11 protein-coding genes are annotated in these 20,653 nt (G+C 57.7%); 1 reads left to right on the top strand and 10 read right to left on the bottom strand.

What is annotated here, in order from left to right; translation table 11 throughout:
* Positions 1–140: 140 nt before the first annotated feature.
* Positions 141–449: a hypothetical protein gene (locus IE111_RS08550; protein ID WP_189608151.1), complete on the bottom strand. Its 309-nt coding sequence runs from the start codon at positions 447–449 to the stop codon at positions 141–143.
* Entirely contained in the window at positions 449–892 is a 444-nt protein-coding gene (gene fliS / locus IE111_RS08545) for a flagellar export chaperone FliS (protein ID WP_229805292.1), read from the bottom strand. The genes IE111_RS08550 and fliS overlap by 1 nt, the downstream gene beginning before the upstream one ends.
* Before the next feature lie 353 nt (positions 893–1,245).
* Between fliS and IE111_RS08540 the strand changes: the two genes are divergently transcribed.
* Complete coding sequence (locus IE111_RS08540; RefSeq protein WP_189608150.1) at positions 1,246–3,300, top strand: class I SAM-dependent methyltransferase; 2,055 nt, start codon at positions 1,246–1,248, stop codon at positions 3,298–3,300.
* A gap of 187 nt (positions 3,301–3,487) precedes the next feature.
* Here the strand turns inward: IE111_RS08540 and IE111_RS08535 are convergent, their stop codons facing one another.
* The 8 genes from IE111_RS08535 to IE111_RS08500 all read right to left on the bottom strand — a co-directional run bounded on the left by IE111_RS08535 (position 3,488) and on the right by IE111_RS08500 (position 20,616).
* On the bottom strand, positions 3,488–5,380 hold the full coding sequence (locus tag IE111_RS08535; protein ID WP_189608149.1) for a hypothetical protein: 1,893 nt from the start codon (positions 5,378–5,380) through the stop codon (positions 3,488–3,490).
* A gap of 390 nt (positions 5,381–5,770) precedes the next feature.
* Positions 5,771–9,673: a flagellar filament capping protein FliD gene (fliD, locus tag IE111_RS08530; RefSeq protein ID WP_189608148.1), complete on the bottom strand. Its 3,903-nt coding sequence runs from the start codon at positions 9,671–9,673 to the stop codon at positions 5,771–5,773.
* 160 nt (positions 9,674–9,833) lie between these two features.
* A complete protein-coding gene (locus tag IE111_RS08525) occupies positions 9,834–10,262 on the bottom strand; it encodes a flagellar protein FlaG (protein ID WP_189608147.1) in 429 nt (142 codons plus the stop codon).
* Between the two features lie 99 nt (positions 10,263–10,361).
* A complete protein-coding gene (locus IE111_RS08520) occupies positions 10,362–13,178 on the bottom strand; it encodes a flagellin N-terminal helical domain-containing protein (protein WP_189608146.1) in 2,817 nt (938 codons plus the stop codon).
* 743 nt (positions 13,179–13,921) lie between these two features.
* A complete protein-coding gene (gene flgL, locus IE111_RS08515; protein ID WP_189608145.1) occupies positions 13,922–15,178 on the bottom strand; it encodes a flagellar hook-associated protein FlgL in 1,257 nt (418 codons plus the stop codon).
* Positions 15,179–15,296: 118 nt separating this feature from the next.
* On the bottom strand, positions 15,297–18,356 hold the full coding sequence (gene flgK / locus IE111_RS08510) for a flagellar hook-associated protein FlgK (protein WP_189608144.1): 3,060 nt from the start codon (positions 18,354–18,356) through the stop codon (positions 15,297–15,299).
* A 10-nt stretch (positions 18,357–18,366) separates the two neighbouring features.
* Positions 18,367–19,353: a flagellar assembly peptidoglycan hydrolase FlgJ gene (flgJ, locus tag IE111_RS08505; RefSeq protein ID WP_189608143.1), complete on the bottom strand. Its 987-nt coding sequence runs from the start codon at positions 19,351–19,353 to the stop codon at positions 18,367–18,369.
* Between the two features lie 174 nt (positions 19,354–19,527).
* The gene (locus tag IE111_RS08500) at positions 19,528–20,616 is read right to left on the bottom strand and encodes a flagellar basal body P-ring protein FlgI (protein ID WP_189608142.1); all 1,089 of its coding nucleotides are present in this window, start codon (positions 20,614–20,616) and stop codon (positions 19,528–19,530) included.
* Positions 20,617–20,653 lie beyond the last annotated feature (37 nt).

The raw sequence follows: 20,653 nt of genomic DNA, 5'->3' as shown, positions 1-20,653 counted from the left end.
GATAATGCCTTGTTTTTCAGTCGCTTACCACATTTCGAGGAATTTTGCCGTGAACATCGACACAGTTTGTTACAAAAAGCGGAAAGCAAATGACGGGAACAGGCGGGAACTGGACGGGAAAACCTCGGAAACTGGGTCGATCAACCGTTGATCGCCCAGCGAGCCTCTTTCAACTCGGCCGTATGGGCTGCCTTGTCGGCTTCCAACTCGGCTATGGCGGACAACACCTGAGTGTATAGGTGGATCAACTGGTCGAGACGGCGTTTCAGCCGTCGGCTGGCGAAGCGACCAGTGTTGAGGTCGTTGTTCAGTCGTTCCAGAAAGGTGTTGACGGAGTCGTCCCAGTGCTCAAGTTGCTCCAGGCTCTCCATGGACTGCAGTTGAACACCCTCTTCGATCAGTGACTGAGCGCGCTCAGCCAATAACTGCTCTTCGCGCGCCCAATCCATCAGCGCGCCTCCGGGGTCGATTCCGCCAACGCCTGTTCGCGGATGTCGTCCCAGGCGGTTTTGATCTGGCTAAGCAATCCGCTCACCTCATCCAGAATGGTCTGGTCGTTGCGTGCGTTGGCTTCGAACAGGCGGCGAATCATGTAATCGTAGAGGCGTTCAAGGTTCATCGCCAGGTCGCCGGTCTCCATGTTCAGGCTGTCCTGCAGACCGCCGATGATGTCGATGGCCGAATTGATCATCTTGCTCTTACGGTCGTATTCCTTGCGCTCCATATGCCCTTTGGCCGTCGAGATGCGCGCCAGGGCGCCTTCGAACAGCAATTGGATGAGCTTGTGGGGGTCGGCGTCCATGATGGAGGTTTCCGTGCTGACCGACTGGTACTGCTTGATCCCCTGAGCGTACATAAATTCACCTCGTTGACCACTGGTAGTGTTTGCCATAGCCATCTCCCGGTCACCTGGTAGGAACCTGGAAAGGATAATTCAGTTAACGGCGACCTGCCGGGAAAATTGAGGGGTTTTTACAAAAAATAAGGGTCGCGCACGGCGTGCGCTCTTACCGATTGCCCCCGTAGGAGCGCACGCCGTGCGCGACAACAACCATTCCGCCAGCATCGTGGGAGCGCACGCCGTGCGCGACAACCCTCCCCCTGGCACACCAATTGCGATACCCCACCCCAAACGGCCAATTCCCATTAATCGGCCCTAAAAGCGGAAGCCCCTTGCCGCCCCGGCGGCGAAAAGCGGCTAAAAAATGACCGCCCCAAGGCAGGCGACAGCCCAACAGGTGCACCATGAGACAGCCCTCAACCGTTCTGCGACACCAACCCGGCGACTCCATACAGACCGAGTCGCTCGATGCGCTGGACCAGCAAGCCTGGCGTGAATATGAGTTGAGCCTGAGCGATCAAGTCACCACCGAACATGCCTCGCAGCATCGGGGTGAAGCCCGGTTATTAGCTCAGCGGATGCTGAAAACCACCCCCGATTGTGTCCCGGCACTCAACCTGATTGGCCGCATCGCGCTGGACGAAGGGTTTTACGAGACCGCCGAGCAGCATTTGTCACGGGCCCTGGACCAAGCGCCGGAGGATGCGGGATGCTGGTATTCCATGGGGCATGTGGCTCTGGCCAAACGACAATTCGACAAAGCCGTGCAGTGTTTCGGTCGCAGCCTGGACCTGGCCCCCGGAGAAACCCGCGCGGCGACATCGCTCGTCTATACCTTTGCGCGCCAGGGGAATATCGTTCAGGCGTTCAACGGGTACCGGCAACTTATGCGGGTTCATCCCGAAGACCCTCATGTTCGCGCCAAGCTGTTCGAGGTTGCCCAGCACATCCAGGCCGACCACTATCAGAAAGAGCTGGAGCAGGATGTTATCGCCTGGCTCTCGCTGGAGAACGTGGACCACGATGGCTTATCACTACTGGTCGCCTCTCTTTTGAAGCACAAATACCGGCTCGATGACGAAGACGCCGTCATCGACTTACAGGACTTGGCCAAAGACACCCTGCTGAACCTGGCCCTCAACAAACTCTATTTCACACAGTCCTACCTGGAATCGTTCCTGACACTGGTTCGCAAGCAAGTATTGCTGCACAGTCTGTCCAGCCAGTTCTCCGACCGTGCACTCATCAAGCTGGCGGGAGCGTTCACGTTGCAAGCCTGTCACAACGAGCATGTCTATGCGATCGACGAACACGAGTCCGACCTGGTGGATAGCCTCAGGGACATGCTGGAGACCGTGCTGAAACAGCCCGCCGTGCAGCCGGGCGACTGCCTGAATGCACTGCTGCTTTACGGCATGTACGAGCCCCTGACCGAACTCCGGGGTGCGAGGAAGCTCGCCAACATTGCTTTAAACCATTGGCCCAACTGGGCCAGACCCATTGTTCGCAACGCACTGCTGTCCGGATTGATGGAGGACGATCTGGTTCGGACCATCGAGCCCATCACGCCGATATCCGACCCGGTATCGATAGAGGTTCAGGCACAGTACGAAGAAAACCCCTACCCTCGCTGGCTGCACTTGGGTTACAACAGCCCCACGAATTACGGCCGTGCACTGGAATCCGAGTTGGAGGGCTACCGCGCGCCTCAATTCTTCAACATGGGCACGGTGCAGGTGTTGATCGCCGGTGCCGGTACCGGACGGCATGCCCTGCGCGTCGCCAAGTACTTTCGCAATGTCGAAGTTACCGCGATCGACTTGAGTGCCCGCAGTCTGGCGTATGCGCAAAAAATGGCGCACCGCTATCGCATCCGGAACGTTCGTTTTCTGCAAGGTGATCTGCTCGATATAGACCGACTGGAACAACAGTTTCACGTGATCGAATGCTCCGGGGTGTTGCACCATATGGCCGATCCGGAAGCGGGCCTGGCAAAACTGAAAGGGCAATTGCTGCCGAAAGGCGTGATGAAAATCGCGCTCTACAGTGAAGCGGCCAGGAAGGTCGTGGTCGACGCCCGACACTGGATCGAGCGACTGGGCTATCAACCCAACCGTGAAGACATCCGGCGCTTTCGAAACTTGTTGATGAACGAACGACTGGAAGGCGATTTCAGTGCCCTGTTCGACAGCCGGGATTTTTATTCCACCAGTGGCTGTCGGGATTTGTTGTTCCATGTGCAGGAACACCGCTTCACCATTCCGCAACTGAAGTCTTTGCTGGATCGCCACGAGTTGGAATTCCTGGGCTTTGTAACGAGCGAAGCCATTCAGCAACGTTTCAAACAACTCACTCCGGACACACCGTCACTGCGAGATCTGGACGCCTGGCATCAATTCGAACAACAAGAACCCACAACCTTTTCGGGCATGTACCAGTTCTATACCCAAACGCTGTAGGAGCCATGGTCCGCACGCGGGGCGTCTGTGCGCCCAGCCAAACCCGTAGGAGCGCAGGCCCCTGCGCGACCTTTTCCACCTTTTGGCACGTTGGTCGCGCACGGCCCCGCGTGCGGACCATGGCTCCTACAGGTAATGCGGTCGAGCACTGCCCCGCCTGCAGACTTTGTCTCCTACTGGTTTTACTTCATAAACTGCAATCGGCCCGTTGCTGGTCAATCTGTTGCCATAAATAGTCGTAGGCTGTGTAATTGACCGCATAAAGCGCGTGCATTTCAGCACCTTTTACGTACGCCTTGTCGGTGGCCATCCAAACCGCAGGGTTTGCGTCCTGATCACTTGTATTCGTGTCGGTACCGAACACATAAAACGGTAGACCGGCGGATCGAGCGAATGCGGGGTCGATCACAAAAGCAGACTCTCCCTCATATTGCCCAAACCGATACGAGCCAGACCGGGTGTCGCCACTCACCCGCACACTGACATCACCGTATTCACCCTCGAGCACCGGGCTAAAGTTGATCTGTATCGATTTCGGAGCATCATCTTCCATATATGTCAGCGTAAAATTAACAGATTGATGAGAGGCAAGATCCGTCAATGTTGAATCGGCATCATGAGTCAGCTCGCTGCCCTCAAACCACTGATAGCCGGGGCCTCCGTCAACACCCAGAGTAACATAGAAGATTTCGGAACCTTCCGGAAAAGTGAGCCCGCTGGCATTGAAATTATCCATAAACCCTTGCTGCGCGTCACTGAGCACCAGCCACTCATAGACCGGCGTATTGGAAATATCCTGCCTGAAGAACCGGGGATTGAGGGATTCTGTTTCTGTGTAAATAACTTGGTCCGAACCGTCGTATACCGTTCGCGTGTACCTGAGGCTACCGTCATCCATAAACCCGTAATCGAACGAGGTTTTGCTGAAGGTCTCGTCCATGCCATTTTTATCAAAATAGTCCCCCACCGTGGTTCCGGCATACGGATAATCAGTAATTGTACTTTCAATCCGCGTGCTCTGATTGGGGCTCTGAACTCTATCGTAGCCGTAGTGGGTTGCCACCACCAAGCCATCCTGATTCATTTTAATTCTGTTGAGGTCGCCCGAGAAACACTTTGAATCGTCCATGTACATCCCCGACAGGGTGCCGTATCCGACTTCAAACAGGTCTTTAACCGGGCTGGTCTGCGCCTTAACCTTATGCTCACTGGCATGAACCATCGCAACAAGGCGTTTGGCATCGCTCATGAATTCAAATCCATTGTAGACAGCACTTGCCTGTGTCTCGATTTCACTGAGGGTTCGAGCGCTGCTGTCCACCCAGTTTCTCAGCGCCGGTAATTGCTCGTTCAGTGCATCCTGCAACACCATTCCGAAGGCTCTTGCGGCAGCCGGGCTGGGTGCAGAACCGGTTTCTGCTTCATAAGTCGTCTTGAACCCGGCTTCGGCCAGACCGAGAACCCGTGCCGTCAATTGCCCCAACGCGTACGCCGAACGCATTCCGTCATCCGAAGGGCTTTCCATGACATAGTCCTGGTACAACAAGTCGGAGTCAGGATCCAAACCCAATTGCATGGCAACCTGACGCTTTTTCTCCGCAACGGAGGCGCCGGGGTCATTCTCGACGGCGGCTTGGAGCATTGTTGTCAGAGGAGAGACGAACGCCTTGTTTTCAACCGGCGAGGTTAACGTGTAGCTTCGACCAACGGCTTCGCCGGTGTCTTCGTCAATGGTGTCTGGTCCTACCACGACGATGATGCGACTTTCAGCCAATTGCTCATCTGTAGCATCCAGCTCGAAAGTGCCACCGTCTTCGGAAAGGGTCGTGGGTTCACCCATATCGCATGTGAACGACTCGTTTACATCCAGACAGACAGTGGCACCAACCAGATATCCGTCCGCCACACGGCCCAGCGTATCTCCAGTTGTATTGTCAGGGTTGGCCGAAGCACTGTCGTCCGAAGACGAGTTAGAACCACCGGTCGAGCCGGAGCCATCGCCACCGCTGGAGTTGCATGCTGTCAAGAAAGCCAACGAGAAGGCCAGACCGAAACCAGCAATTGTATGTTTTAAATCCATGAACAACGTCCTGTTTATACAATGTTCGAAAAACATACAAAGGCAGTGATTTACAGGTCAACAAATTCAGAGATTTGAGGGGAAAATCGGGCTGAGAAGTCAATTGTACGTCAGTTTCACAGGCGGCAAGTGGCGCATTCCTGTCCGCTTGGTTAAATTGTCAATTGTTCGACTCGGATTAATGAGAGATGTTAGACGAATGTGAAGTTTGGCGGATCTACATGAAGAAGCCATGGTCCGTACGCCGGGCGTCTGTGCGCCCAGCCAAACCCGTAGGAGCGCAGGCCCCTGCGCGACCTTTTCCATCTTTTGGCACGTTGGTCGCGCACGGCGTGCGCTCCTACAAGTAATGCGCTCGCGCTCGGCGCCTATGGTGGGTCCTGGTTGTCGCTATTTCTTACTGTTCGCAGCAGCCAGGGCCTCGAACTGCTGGGTCAGGAAATCCTCGGTCGATTTCAGTTGACTGATGATCTTGTCGTTGTAGAGGAACTTGCTTTTCAGCCGGGCTTCCATCGCCGCAATGCGCGCATCCAGATCACTGCGGTCTTCCTTGATGTCGTCGGCATTGTCTTCCAACGCTTCTTCGCGACGAGTAACCAGGCCGTTTGACCCCAGGATGCTATCCAGGGTCTTGTCCATCTTCGCGAAAATACCCTCCACCAGAGTAATACTACCCCGGTCGCCGGTTTTGGAGCCGGTCACGCGCAGCATCAGACCGGCCGCTGGATCCGGTTCGCCCTCGGCCTCTTTGCCGTCTACCCCTTGGGTGGAGGTGGTCATGCCGAATACGTCGATGGCGGCGGTGTCGATGGCGGACACCCGTACGGTGGATTCCTTGCCCTTACTTACCGAGAAGATCCCGAAGACATTGGTGTCTTCATCGTATTGCACATCCACCGATTTGCCAGCGGCCTGCAGGGTCGCGTCCGCATTGATCTGCTTTTTCAACTCGGCGGCCAGGGCGTCACCGGTGGTGTAGACGCCGGCGTCCAGGGTGATGGTGCCGGATTCGGTACCGTCGATCACGACCGTCATGTTGTCGTTGCTGTTGTCGATGGTCACCGGGCTGGTGAAGTCAGCGCCCGGGCCGCCCAGCAGGTAACCATTAGTCGCCGCTTCGCTGCCTTCGCGGGCGGTCAGATACTGCCCGCTGCCGGTGGCTTCGACGCCGTTGATGGTGCCTTTGACATCCTGCCCGCGTTCCGGGTCGGATTCGGAACCGGTCGGCAGGCCAAACCCGAGTTGAGCGGCGGCCACGGTATTGACGGCCGTGAACTCGACCTGAGTATCGTTACCGAAGCTGACCACGAAGCGGCCGTTGCCGTCGTCGTTCTGTTCGTAGCTGACCGTTGAATCGGCGTCGACGCCCTGGTAGCTGCCCAGCGCGAGGCCGAATTCATCGGCACCGTTGATGTTCGGCCCCTGGTCCGCCAGCCCCAGCACAGACTGGGCATTGGCGTCGGTATTCTTCAACTCGATCGAGGCATCGGCCCCGAAAGTGGATTCGGTTTTGACGCCGTTCTTGGAGAGGGTCTCGAAATACAGCTGATTGCCGGCGTCCAGCCGGGCAACGACGTCGCCGGCCTGGAATTCACCACCACCACCAGCGGAGGTCAAGGCGGTATCCAGCGCCTGCTGAATCGCCGCCAGGTTGGATTCGGCATCATTGCTGCCCTGGGTGCCGTCACCGTCAACGGTGACGTCGATGTCGACCCCGTCAACGGTCAGGCTGAAATTGGCCGGGCTGGCGCTGAAATCGACACCCGTCGAGAGATCCACCGAACCGGCCGCCGTTGTGGCGCCCAGGCCGTCTTTGGTGATTTCCAGTTGTTCGGTTGAGCCGGTAGCATCCGTAGTCAGAACCAAGCCGCCGGAATCCAGCGACGCAGTCACGACACCTGCACCCAATTCGGCATCAATCGCTTGCTGGATGCTATCCAGATTGTCCACTCCGTTCGCTGTAACGTCGACGGTATGATCGCTTCCATTTAAATTTAATTGAAATTGGGCTGGATCACTGGTGAAGTCGATCGGATTGGTGAGGTCTCGAGATCCTTTGGTCGTCGTGGCGCCAGCGGCACCAGCCGCCACCGCCGCATCGGCATTGACTTGCGACTGGATGGCCGCCGCCAAATCCGCGCCGGTCTCGTAGGTGCCCGCCGGCACCGCGATGGTGCCGGAGGTCACATCCGACAAGCGGTTGGAATAGCTCAGACTGAATTCGGCATCGCTGGAGAGGGTCACGCCTGAATTGCCGCCGCCGGCTTGCAGGCCCAGATAATCGACACCCGTGGCATTGATGTTGGACAGGGTGATGCTCTGGGAGCCAGCCGCCGGATCAGTCGAGAAGACCAGTCGGTTGGCGCTGTTGAACTCGGCGCTGACAACGCCGTTCAAGCCGGCGTTGTTCAATTCCGATTGAATATAGGTCAGAACATCTTCCCGATCCCGGTCGACGGAGACATTGCCATCGGTATCGAGAACATCGGCCCAGTCTTCATCCAAAGTAATGGTGTGGGTGCCATCGGCGGCGGTTCCGCCCAGGGTCATGTCGAAGGAGACCGTATTCGTACTGAAATCGATGCCCTGGTCTTCACTGACCGCCTGTGTACCCGGCAAGGTGGTCGCGCCGAAACCGGCATCGCTTAAGCTACTGAAATACTGACCACTGACCTGCCCCTGGCCGGCCGGTGCCAGGCCGAGCGTATCCGCCAGGGTCGCATCCACGCCGGAAATGTTCACGGTCGATGCCGACCCGAACTTGGACGATACGATGGACAGCGATTGATTGGCCGCATCGAAATTGATGGTCGCGGTCTGGCCGGTCCCCTCGAACGCGCTGTTCACCGAATTCTGGATCATCAACGCCAGGTCGTCGCCGGTGCTGTAACTGCCCTGCTCCAGATTGACCGTCCGGCTGGTGCCGTTCAGCTCCAGGGAAAATTCGTCGTTACTGCCACCGATAACCAGGTCGGACCCGAACGCCAGGGCATCGGAGCTCAAGCCGCTCCAGGTGGCCTGGGTGGCCGCCTGCTCGATGTTGATGTCGTAGGTGCCGGGCTGGGTCTTGTCGCTCTGGGTGACGTAGCGAATCTGGCTATCCGTCGGAGTCTGCTGGTTGGCCAGCAGGCCCGCCATAGCATCCGCATTGGCGTTCAGGGCGGCTTCGAATTCGGTGCGATTGAAGGTCAGCTTGAAGCCGTCGTTCTGGTCCGTCTCCAGGCCGACGTCGGTCAGGCTGCGGAAGTCGGCCCCGGTCAACCCTTCCACGATGGCGTTCAGACTGCCGCGTACCTGGGAATAGACCGAACGCAGGGTGGAATCCCCCAACAGAAGACCCGCCACCTGCTCTTCCGGGTCGAATTTGTTCACTTCGTCGTAAACGGTGCGGAACTGGTTGTAGGCTTCGACAAAGGCTTCCATTTTGTCCGCCACGCTGCCGGTGTTGCGGCTGACGTTTAGATTGACGGTGCCGTCAGTCACCTGGTTGGCGTTCAGCGTAACGCCCTTGATCACCTCATCGACCTGATTGCTCTCTGAGCGGATTTCCAGGCCATTCACCCGCAGAATGGCGTCTTCACCACGCTGGGTTTCGGTCATGTTGGAGGCCGGGTCGTTCTGTGCCGCATTGTAGGCCAGGCCTTGAAGGCCCGCGTCTCCGCTGGCGGTGATTTCCATGCTGCTGGAATCGCCCGTCTCGTCACTGGTCAGCAACAGACGATACCCGCTGCCATCGTAGACGATGCTGGCGGTCACACCTTCGACGTCTTTATTGATGGAGTCGCGAATGCCGGACAGGGTGTTGTTCTCGGACGTAATATCGATGCTGACCGGTGTATAGTCGGCATCCTGCTCGAAACCGGTGTAATCGCCGGTGCCGCTATCATAACTGGTGGTGCCGAGCTTGAACGTCAGGGTACCGGTACCGACGGTATCGCTGACGGAGTTGTACGCCTTGGAGGCCAGGGTATGGGAACTGGCCACCTGGTCGACGGCCACCCGGTAGTTGCCCGGGTCCGCCGTGGAATTGGTGGTGGCGGTCAGCGCGCTTTCGTCGCTGCTGGTGGCGGTGGTGCCCTGGATGAGGTTCGACGAGGAAAGACCGGCGGCCGCACTCTGAACATTGCCCAGCACGTTGCGGATTTCACCATAGGCGGTGATCTTCGATTCCACCTCGGCTTCGCGACGATCTAACCGAAGGTCGGTCGCTTCGCGCTCGGCGGCGATGATTTGATCGACTAGATCCGATGTTAATAGACCGGACCCAATGCCCAGGGATTCAATGCTTGCCATGGTCTCACCCGTTAAAGTGGTCGGTTTCGGGACACCCCAAAACAACGACAGGATATCCCGTGTATCGGCCGGGGCCGACAACACTTGATACCCTGTCTGTAACGGACTGTTGTTCGCCTGTCAGAGTTTTGACAGCGAGCCGATCGAATCGACCCGATCGCTACACCTGAGCGGAAAACAACATCAATGGCTCTTCCTGATTCAATTTCTGGGCCAACGATACGGCTTCCTCGCTGGGGATTTGGCGAATCAACTCCTCGGACTGCTTGTCGTACACCCGAATGATGGTCAGTCCCGCCTCCTCGTCCAACTGGAAGTTCAGCTTGCGCTCCGTATTCTGAACGTAATCGTTCAGCTTGGCCACGGCCTGCTCCAACGCCTCGGCTCGTGAAGCCTGACCGGCAGTGCCGGTCTGTTCTTCCTGGGCTCTGGTGTAGAGGCTGGCCGACTTCAGCGACGCCTCATTTACCGCACTGACTCCGCTATCCGGCAAGGTTTTGCCGACTTTGGTTTCAGCGGGTGCCGCCCGAGACTCGGATCGCTCCGATTTCGGACTGTACGAGGCTTGATGGATGCTCAAGTCACTCATAGCACACCTCCAATCACCCTGGGTTAAAGAACTCTGAATCCCCTCTCCCGGAAAGTCCCCTCTCCCACTGGGAGAGGGTTAGGGAGAGGGAAAGTCTTATTAACCCAGCAGTGACAACACCTGCTGCGGACGCTGGTTGGCCTGCGCCAGGATAGAAATACCAGCCTGCTGCAGCACCTGGGTCCGTGACAGCTCAGCGGTCTCGGCCGCAAAGTCCGCATCCCGGATTCGGGAGTTCGCAGCAGTCAGGTTTTCAGAGGTAATCTGAAGGTTGCTGACCGTGGACTCAAAGCGGTTTTGCAAGGCACCGAGTTCGGCGCGCTGGCCAGTTACGGTGTTTAAGGCGTTATCGATGGCTGTGATTGCGGCCTGAGCGCCTTCGAATGTGGAGATGTCCACATCCTTCAGGAACTGGCCGTCTTCGCCGCCACCGAATGTGCCGGTTCGTAGACCCAGGGCTTCCACTTCGTCGTTGCCGTTAGAACCACCGCCTACGGTGAACTTGCCAGCACTTTCCAGACGAATGGTGCCATAAGTGGTTTCATAGGCTTGACCTTCTGCGCTGACTGTAGTGCTACCTGCCGCTTCGCCGAACGTCGCTTCACCAATACCATCCTGAGCGGCGTCCAGACCGAACATCGCACCTACGGAGGCATCCGAACCTGCGCGGTCATCAATGGCGACAGACAGGTTACGACCATCCGCAGCCGTCAGTGTCAAAGACACACCATTGTCTTCTGCAGTCACACCCGTTTTACCGGAAGTCTGATTAATTAGATTCAACGCATCAGCGCGAGCCCTGTCGGTGTCGATGTCTCCATTGCCATCCGCTTGCAAGGTCACTGTCCCAACGCTAACGCCGTTGATATAGATAGCACCCTCATCACCGACCTCGAAGTCACCGGTACCATCGAGCGCACCGACATTAGAACCATCACCCCCAACGACTGTGGTCTCTTCCACTATCGCTTCCACCCCGGTTTCATTGGAAACGTCGTTGATCGATGCCGCAATAGCAATCGCGGAACGTTCTTTATCACTGGAAATGATGTCAGTGCCGTCTGAACTCTTGGTCGCACTGGCTGTATCGGCAATGGTTTTGGCGGCACCAATGGTAACCCCATTAATGACCAAGTCACCATTATCCAGGCCGTTCACACCGGTATATTCAGCGGAATCTGCATTACCGGCAAACAACTCACCGCCTGTGACAGGATCTGAAAGCGCAACAGTGACGTCTTCACCTCCAGACGAAGTAAATGCAAGCTCGCCTGAGGCGACGTTACCGTTCAATGTACCGGCACCGGTGGTGACATCGTTCGCACTGGTTGCGAATGCCACCTCACTGCCGCTGTAGTTTCGAATTGTCAGAGAGATGTTGGTGCCGTCGAACTCGGCGGACACATCGATAGACTCACCTGAAAAGTCGGTCGAGTTAATGTCGTCCGCGAAAGACTGCAGATCGGTATCTTCAGAAGCGGTTACAGCAGCACCACCGCCGCCGGCAGTGAAGGTCAGAGTGTCACCGGTGACCAAGGTAGAAGCGGTAATGCTCAAACTGACTTCTTCCCAGGCATTCACACCGGAAACGCCGTCTACTGACGCTGCCAGATCAGCAACCTTGGAACCGGCTGCCAAGACACTGTCTGTAGTTGTATCACCAACTGTGACTGACACAGAAGTCTCGTTTGTAGTGGCAAAGTTTGCGGTCAAATCCACGTCATTGGCATAGGAACCGCCACCTAATATAGTTGCACTGGTAGTTTCCGCCAGAGACTCACTAACCGAAGCCGCAACAGCGCGATCATATGTACCAGCTACGAGACCGGCGTTGGCCAGATCACCATTACCCGTACCATTGCCACCTTCGATGGTGATTTCATCGACATCGCCATTGGATACCAGAGTGTAACCACCTTCATAGGTGTCAGCAGCGCCAAGACCGGTACTGGCTGCTGTGACCGTGTCAAAAGACAGCTGGATATTGCGTCCGTCTTCCGCCACCAACTGCACACCGTTAGAATTGCTACCCGTATCGACCGCGATCACACCGGTTTGCTCAGTAAAAGCGTTGATGGCCTGAGTTACAGATGCACGAGTCGAGTCGGTATCGGTGGACGTTGCGATTTCAATGTCAACACCATTAATGGTAACACTTCCGTTCAAGTTGGCACCGGTCATCTCGCTGCCCGCAACGGTGTTTTCGTTGACGAAGGCTTTCACGCCGGTCTGGTCGGTGTATTCGTTGATCGCTGCGGCTTTGGCAATGGCCGAAGCGGCACTATTGTCGGTCGATGCAGTATCGTCTTCCGCTTTGGAAGCACCAATCGCAACACCATTGATAGACAAATCACCATTACCGATTGCACTGTCGGTTCCGATTGCGCTGACACCAACCTGATCAGAGGCACCAAGTTTACCAGCCGTCAGTTCGCCGATGGATACGTCCACCGTCTGACCGGCATTAGCACCAATCTGGAAAGTCCCATTGAAGTTTCCATCGAACAGATTTCGACCGTTAAAGTCTGTTTCCTCCGCAGTCCGACTAATCTCGGCAACCAAAGCCTCAACTTCCTGCTGCAAAGCCACACGGTCATCGTCGGAGTTGGTCGCGTTAGCCGACTGTACAGCCAGCTCACGAACACGCTGCAGGTTGTCGGTCATGGAACCCAGGGCACCTTCAGCAGTCTGAGCCAGGGAGATACCGTCGTTGGCATTACGAACGGCCTGGTTAAGACCCCGGGTCTGGGATTCGAAACGGGTGGAAATTGCCAGCCCCGCCGCGTCGTCCTTCGCGCTGTTAATACGAAGACCGGAAGACAGGCGTTCGAGGGCCTGGGAGTTTGCGCTCTGAGAACTGTTCAGGTTGCGCTGTGCGTTCAGGGACGCAATGTTCGTGTTGATAATCTGAGGCATGATCTCATCTCCTAGTCGTTCCGGGGGCCGGTATGGCCGAGCCGACAACGATGTTGCTCATTCACAGTCTTGTTAGCGGCGGGGGTTTGGGGAACTTTTATAGTTTTTTGGAATATTGGGTGTGGTTTTTAGGCTATTAGTGGATTTGGTGGCAAGGTCTTATTTGGGAAGGATGGATTGTCCCTCTCCCTAGCCCTCCCGAAGCGTCGGACCGCCCGTGGGAGAGGGGACTCTGAGGACTGTGGCTTTGGTTAGGGGCTGTGGTTGGGGTGGTTATGGGTGCTATTGTTTAGGTTGTGGTTTTTGGAGGTTATGGGTATGCGTGCGCGGGCTGAGGCAGTTAAGGCGTCTTTAATTGAGATTTTGGGTCGGCCTGAGGTGTTTGAACAGCGGTTTGCGGCCTGGCGGTTGGAGTGTGCGGCGGTTTTGGAGTCCCTGCCTGCTGAGGAGCGGGAGGCGTTGCTGAGCGAGCTTCAGGGGTTGATTGAGGAGAATCGGTCATTGTTTGAGCAGGAGAGTGAGGCTTTGGTTCGGTCTCTGGTGGGTGAGCGGAAGGAGCACCATAAAGCCCGGAGTGCTCGGGCCCGGCGGTATTCGGATGTTGGGAAGATGGGGTCTGGTGGGGGTGAGTGAGGGCAATTGGGCCGGATGAGTCGACTTGGCTCGGTCATCAGGTCGCGCACGGCGTGCGCTCCTACAGGACATGCGTACGGAGCCGCGTGCGGACCATGGCTCCCACGTTTCTAGCTGATGAAGTCGAACAGGCTCAGGCGGCTGGTTTGGGCGAAGCTTTGTTGGGCGGCCTGTAATACGAAGCTTTGCATTTGCAACCTGGATACGGCTCCGGCGAAGTCCAGGTCCTCGATTTCGGCTTTGATCTCCTTGGCGGCCAGTTTGTTGTCGGCATGCTGGTTGGCGACCGACTCCGAGGTGTTCAGGCGGGCGCCGATGCGGGCGCGGACCTGGGAGACGTTTTCAATGGTGTTGTCGATGTTGTTCAGTGTGGTTTCCATGGTTTCGTCGTACACCTCGTCGAAACCGGTGCCCGGAGGGTAGTTTTCCAGGGCAAACAGGAATTTTTCGTAGGTGGTGAGCACGCCCTGCTTCTGGCTGGTTTCGACGACGAACTGGTCGCCCGGGGCCGGGTTGCCGACGATGTTGACGGTCATGCCGCCGAACTGGATGGGTGAGCCCGGCTGGTAGGCGACGTTTTCCAGGCCGTTGATGACGCGGCCGTCGGATTTCCGGCGCACGGTGAAGTTCTGCTCGGGCGGGTCCACATCCAGCGGATTTTCGAAGGTGATTACGGCGTCGTTGGGCGCGAAGTTATCCAGAGCTTCCTGGTCGACAGTGATGCCGGACGAGATCACGCCGGGTGGGTTGCCCTGGTTTTGCGGGTTGCCGTAGGCGGTGAAGCTGGTTTTATCGGCTTTGATGTCCATGAAGACGTCTTTGCCGCTGTCGCTGGAGGCCAGGTTTACGTTGCGGCTGACCTGCAGGGAGCGAACGCCCTCGTCACCCTGGTATTGGTAGCCGCCGCCGGGGCTTTTTACGAACGGTTGGGTCTGGCCGGAGAAACCCGCGAAAAGGTATTCGCCGCTGCCGTCTTCACTGTTCATAAGGTCCTGCAGTTCATCCAGTCGTTCGCGGATTTCCTGGGCGATGGCATTGCGGTCGGCCTCGGTCAGTACGCCGGCGTTACCGGCCTTGACGGCCAGTTCGCGGACGCGGGCGATGTTGTCTTCCACCGCACCGAGGACGCCTTCCTCTTGCTCCAGACGGGCGTCCAGGAGGTTGATGTTACGCTCGTATTGGTCCATGAGCGCGACTTCCTGGTTCAGTTGGAGCACGCGAGCGGCGCCGACCGGGTCGTCGGCCGGTGTCAGGATACGTTTGCCGGTGCTGATTTGCTCCTGGGTCTTGTTGACCTGTTGTTGCAGGCCGAGCATGTCCTGGACCGGGCGGTTGAAGATCCAGTAGGTGGAGAGTCTGTCTGGCATGGTTTGTTGCCCTCACCCTAGCCCTCTCCCGGGGGGAGAGGGGACTTGATTTGTGGCCCATCTCGAGAATTGGAGACGGGCCAATTTATGGTCGCGCACGGCGTGCGCTCCTACAGTTTTATCTGAATGCGGCGATCAGGCTGTCGAAAGTCTCCTGGGCGATGCGGATGACCTGGCTGTTGGCGTTGTAGGCCAGTTGGAACTCGATCAGCCGTGCGGCTTCTTCATCCAGGTTGACGCCTCGCACCGAATTCAATTCTTCTTCGCCCGCTCTCAATACGCCTTCGGCCGCGTCGGTCTGGATCTGGGCTTGCCGGGTCTTGGTGCCGATTTCCTCCACTGCCTGGCTGTAGGCTTCGGTGAAGGTCATGCCGCCGTCTCGGTTGTTGACGGTGTCGCGGGTTTCCAGGCCGACCAGGTCCAGTACGTTGCGGTTGTCCGAGACGCCGCCTTCGTTCCATTCGATGCTGAATTCGTCACCGGCTTCGGGGCGCCCGGATATTTCGAACTGGAATCCGGTATAGGTCGATTTCGCTTCCGGTACGCCGGTTAAAATGGCGCCCTCTTCCGGTCGTGTGGTCAGGCTGATGCCGTCGGCCATGGTGACATCGACCTGGCCGCCGACATTGACACCGGCGGTGTCGTCATTGCCGGTACCGGAGACCTTCATGAAAATCTGGTACTCGATCTCGCCGCGCTCGGTGATGGAGGCTTCCACGCGACCCGGACTGTCGAGCTGTGCTTGTATCTTGGTTTCGATTTCAGCTTTTACGTCTTCAGCGGTGGCGTGATTGCCGGTCAAGGTAATACTGCCGGTGCGACCATCGGGTAAATACATCTCGTATTCGTACGGGCCACCCTCGCTGAAGTCGAACCCGGTCAGGTTGTTCAGTTGCCCCCGGGTGTCGCCGGAGACCGGTTCGACAGACCAACGCTCGCCGGTGCTGATCTCAAACGTATCACCCGGGTCGATCTGGCTGTTCGTCGGTCCTCCGCCGACCGGTGGAGCGCCGACAATCACCGGCTGAGGTTTGTCGCCGCGCATTTCGACGAAGATGTCGTTGCCGTTCTGGTCCGTAATGGTCAGCGTTTCGCCATCGCTTTTCGCCCGAATGCCCGCGGCTTGCAGGTCGTAGTGGGCGTTGATGCGGTCCGCCAGGAAGTTCGGGCCCAGTTCGTCCGGCATCTCTTCGGGGTAGCCGTCCATAAAGACGGTCTGGTTGGGGCCCAGATCGTCCAGCGTAATCTCATGACCGTTGACCCAGACCTCGAAGGGGTTGTCCGGATCATAGGGCGTACCCGAGTTGGTGAAGTTACTCAGTTGGACCTCGGTGTAGGCTCGGGCGGTGACTCCATCGACCTGATTTAACCGATCCGCGATATCGGCCGCCGAGGCGCCGGTTTCCGTGGTGATCAGCGGGTCCCGGGTCACCTTGCCGGTCTCCGGGTCGGTCCGGCTGAAGGTGAATTGTTCGGTGTTGATGCCATTGTAGGGCGGCACGGTGGCCGGTCCGTCCTGGGAGATCGTCGGGTCTTGCGGCAGTCGGGGACGCCATGAACTGACCTGGGTTTCGCCCGGATCACTGGTGAACAGTGTATTGGAGGCGCCGGGCACGAACTCGATATTCTGCAGGGGCGGCTCCAGCGGTACCGGGTTGCCGGGGTCCGAATTGTCATAGACGGAATAACGGGTCGGGCTGTCGAATTGAATCAACAGAGGCGGGTCGAGATCCCCCTCTTCGGAGAAAAACTGACTGTCCCGGCTCAACATCTGCCCTTGATCGATCGCACCGGTGCCTTCATTGCCGGACGGGGTTTCGGCACGCATGGGATAGGCAAATGCCAGTTCGGCCGGTTCTTGCAACAGCAAATCCATTTGACTCGGAATGTCGCGCAACGGGTTGATGGTGAAGCTGTCCCCTTGCTTGAACGTGCCGTTTTCCAGCTCGACCCGCAAACCGTCGAATTCGATGGACTGTGGCAGGTCGGCCGGAAGCGAGCCTTCCTTGACGACTTCGCCATCGTTTTTCCGAACGATCTCGTAATTGTTGTCCGCTGGACCAGTGAACTTCATCGTATAGTCGCTGTTCGTCAGGGCCGCCGGATCTTCGAAGTAAACGCTGATAACCTGGTCCTTGGGCGGTGTATTCAGCGAATTGGGTTGTGCGCGCCCCGATGCGGCCAGGTCCGGGTCGTTGAGATCCTGGAAAAAGTCCTGACCGAAATCGCCATTCAGATCGATCCCCTGCCGGTGTTGACTGTTCATCTGTTGAGTGAGTGCCACACCGATCCGGCCCAGGTTGTTCATCGCCGGGTCCAATGCCTGGTCACGAAATTCAAACAGCCCCGCCAGCTTGCCGTTGTTGAGCTTGTCCGTGATAAACAGGTTTTCGGTCTGGCTGATGAAACGCACTCCGAACCGTTGCGGGTCTTCCACACCGCCGGTGGCTTCGAGTCGATTGGCATCGCCCGCCAAAACGAGCCCTTGTCCATTGCCGATGGAGACGTTGAATTGCTCATTGTCGACAGTCACGTCCACATCCACGAACTCGGCCAGTTGCCGTACCAGTTCGTCGCGCTGGTCGAGCAAGTCGTTCGGTGGGGTTTGGGTCGGGCTGCCCTGAGCCGTCACGATTTCTTCGTTGAGCGTGGCGATGCCCTCGGCCAACGAATTGATTTGCGCCACCATGGCCTGAACCTGGCTGTTGATGGATTCGTTCTGGTCCGTCAAATAGGTATGGATGGTTTTAAAGCGGTCGACCAGACCGGCCGATTCGCCCAGGACCACATCTCTAGACGGTATATAGGCAGGGTTGTCCGCCCCGCCCTGCAGGCTGGCGAAAAAACTGTCCAGGGCGGGTTGCAAACCGGTTTTTTCATCGGCCAGCAGCCGGTCCACCTGTTCGATGTTGGCCCGGTAGGTATCGAGGCGCTGGAAATTCGAGGTATCGGCCCGCTGCTGTTCAATCATGAACTGATCGGTGACCCGCCGTACCGAGTTCACATCCACGCCCTGCCCCACAAACCCGAAACCGCGAAACTGCGGATCATTGGTTTTCAGCACCACTTCCTGGCGCGAATAACCGGGCGTGTTGGCGTTGGAGATGTTGTGCCCTGTGGTTTTCAGCGCTTCCTGCTGCGCTTTCAGACCGGTGATGGCGGTATTGAGCAGACTCATGGCCTATCCCCTATGCCACCGAACCGGTGGACGACGAAGCGCTGGCCAATTGCATGAGGTCGCTGTCGGCGATACGCAGAATCTTGTCCGCATAATTCGGGTCGGTCGCGTAACCGGCCTGTTGCAACCCCTGGGTGTAGGCGGCCGGATCGGCAGCCTGGTCGAGGGCGTCACGGTAGCGCGGGTTTTCCTTCAGGAAGTCGACATAATCCTGAAACGCCGAGGCCGGATCCGGATAGGCACGGAAGCGGTCCTTGATCGTCAGGCGTCGTCCTTCGATGTATTCATGGGTGGTGGTATCGGCCACATCGCCCTGCCAGCCGTGGTTGGCTTTAATGCCGAAGAAATTGAAACTGGGTTGACCTTCTTCACCCTGAATCATGTGTCGACCCCAACCGGTTTCCAGGGCCGCCTGGGCCACCAGGACGCGAGGCGCCACACCCAGCTGCTGCGCAGCCTCACGGGCATGGGGCAGCAAGGACTCGATGAAGTCCTGCGGTGATTTGAAATTCCCGGAGTCGTCTTCCCCGGCGTTCTGAGAGTCCGGAGCTTTAAAGCTGTCAGGGATAGTCGACTCAGTGGCCTTGGCTTCACTGGCCTCGGGTACAGGTGACGCGGGTAAAATGGGCCGTTGGCTCTCGTCCAGCGGCTTCACGTCGACGTTGCTGAAATCCCGGTCACGTTGCGGCAGTTGCGCGGAGAGTTGCTGGTACAGCGTATCGGCCAGGCCGTAACCACCGCTTTCGGCCATGGACAGACTCAACTGCTGGTCGTGCATATCGCGGTAGAACTTGGTCTCGTTGCTGCTGAGCATATCGCTGGCCATAACATCGGTCGCTTCGCGCATGCTCTTCAGCACCATGGAAATGAACATGGACTCGAACTGCTTGGCCACGACCTTCAGCGCTTCGGGGTCGTCCTTACGCGCGGCCTGCTTGACCGAGTTCAGGCCGTGCAGGTCGTTGTAGTTAAAGGCTGCGTCCAGTTGAGAAACCATTCTTTGCCGCTCTCCGGTGAATGTTTGCCGGTTTGGTTGTGAGTTCCGGCCGGTGTGGCTGCTTTCTTGTTGACAGTTCAAATCTCGTGCCAGGGATAACTGTAGGAGCGCACTCCCGTGCGCGACAAGGAGTAGATGGCAATCAAATGTCGCGCACGGAGTGCACTCCTACAGTCAGATAACAATCAACTCCGCCTTCAACGCCCCGGCCGATTTCAGCGCTTCCAGAATCGCCATCAAATCCCCGGGGGCGGCGCCGACTTCATTCACCGCGTTGACGATGTCATTCAGCGTGACCGTCGGTCCGAACAGAAACATGCGGTTGTCCCCCTCATCGATTTCAATATCCGTGTCGGGCACAACAACGGTTTCGCCCTCCGACAGGGGTTCGGGTTGGGAGACGTTCAACTGATTGTCGATGGTCACCGTCAGGTTGCCGTGAGTAATGGCCACGGGTTCCACCCGAACGTGCTTGCCGACGACGATGGTGCCGGTCCGGCTGTTGATGATGACCTTGGCGGATTCTTCGCCCGGCGTGACATCCAGATTTTCCAGCACGCTGATGAAGCTGACCCGCTGGTTGGGGTCGCGGGGAGCCGTTACACGAACCGAGGCGGCATCGACGGCGTAGGCCGCATCCGGCCCCAGCAAATCATTGATCGTGGCCGCCATTCGTTTGGCGGTTGTGAAGTCCGGGCGATGCAAATTGAACGTCAGGTAATCGCCCTGAGAGAAGGTGTTCTCAACGCCCCGCTCCACGATCGCACCGCTCGGGATGCGACCGGCGCTTTGCACGTTGACGCTGATGGACGACCCGTCCTGCCCTTCGGCCCCGAAACCGCTGACGACCAGGTTCCCCTGGGCGACGGCGTACGTCTGTCCGTCCGGGCCGCGCAAGGGCGTCAGCAACAGACTGCCCCCGCGTAAGCTGTCGGCGTTGCCGATGCTGGAGACCGTGACGTCGATTTCCTGACCGGGCTTGGAGAACGGCGGCAAGGTGGCATGCACCGACACCGCTGCCACGTTGCGCAGGCGCGGGTCTTCCCCCTGGGGAATGGTGATGCCGAACTGCTCCATCATGTTGCGGAAGGTCTGGTTGGTGAACGGTGCCCGGTCGCCCGTGCCGCTGAGACCGACCACCAGGCCGTAGCCGACCAACTGGTTGTTGCGTACGCCCTGGACCGAGGATAAGTCCTTGATGCGGTCGGCCTGAGCGGCACCGCAGAGCAGAACGGCGATAAAACAGGAAAACAGGGCTCTCATGGTGTCACCTTCTTGGCGCCTGTGGGGGTTTGGGTGG

It is taken from the genome of Saccharospirillum salsuginis (genome assembly GCF_014651855.1).
Classification (GTDB): Bacteria; Pseudomonadota; Gammaproteobacteria; order Pseudomonadales; family Natronospirillaceae; genus Saccharospirillum; species Saccharospirillum salsuginis.
Note: the sequence above shows the minus strand (reverse complement) of the source record. Positions and strands in the feature narration are given on the sequence as shown.

Coding starts and splice junctions, on each gene's coding strand:
- IE111_RS08550 (WP_189608151.1), bottom strand. CDS start 449: ATGGATTGGGCGCGCGAAGAGCAGTTATTGGCTGAGCGCGCTCAGTCA.
- fliS (WP_229805292.1), bottom strand. CDS start 892: ATGGCAAACACTACCAGTGGTCAACGAGGTGAATTTATGTACGCTCAG.
- IE111_RS08540 (WP_189608150.1), top strand. CDS start 1,246: ATGAGACAGCCCTCAACCGTTCTGCGACACCAACCCGGCGACTCCATA.
- IE111_RS08535 (WP_189608149.1), bottom strand. CDS start 5,380: ATGGATTTAAAACATACAATTGCTGGTTTCGGTCTGGCCTTCTCGTTG.
- fliD (WP_189608148.1), bottom strand. CDS start 9,673: ATGGCAAGCATTGAATCCCTGGGCATTGGGTCCGGTCTATTAACATCG.
- IE111_RS08525 (WP_189608147.1), bottom strand. CDS start 10,262: ATGAGTGACTTGAGCATCCATCAAGCCTCGTACAGTCCGAAATCGGAG.
- IE111_RS08520 (WP_189608146.1), bottom strand. CDS start 13,178: ATGCCTCAGATTATCAACACGAACATTGCGTCCCTGAACGCACAGCGC.
- flgL (WP_189608145.1), bottom strand. CDS start 15,178: ATGCCAGACAGACTCTCCACCTACTGGATCTTCAACCGCCCGGTCCAG.
- flgK (WP_189608144.1), bottom strand. CDS start 18,356: ATGAGTCTGCTCAATACCGCCATCACCGGTCTGAAAGCGCAGCAGGAA.
- flgJ (WP_189608143.1), bottom strand. CDS start 19,353: ATGGTTTCTCAACTGGACGCAGCCTTTAACTACAACGACCTGCACGGC.
- IE111_RS08500 (WP_189608142.1), bottom strand. CDS start 20,616: ATGAGAGCCCTGTTTTCCTGTTTTATCGCCGTTCTGCTCTGCGGTGCC.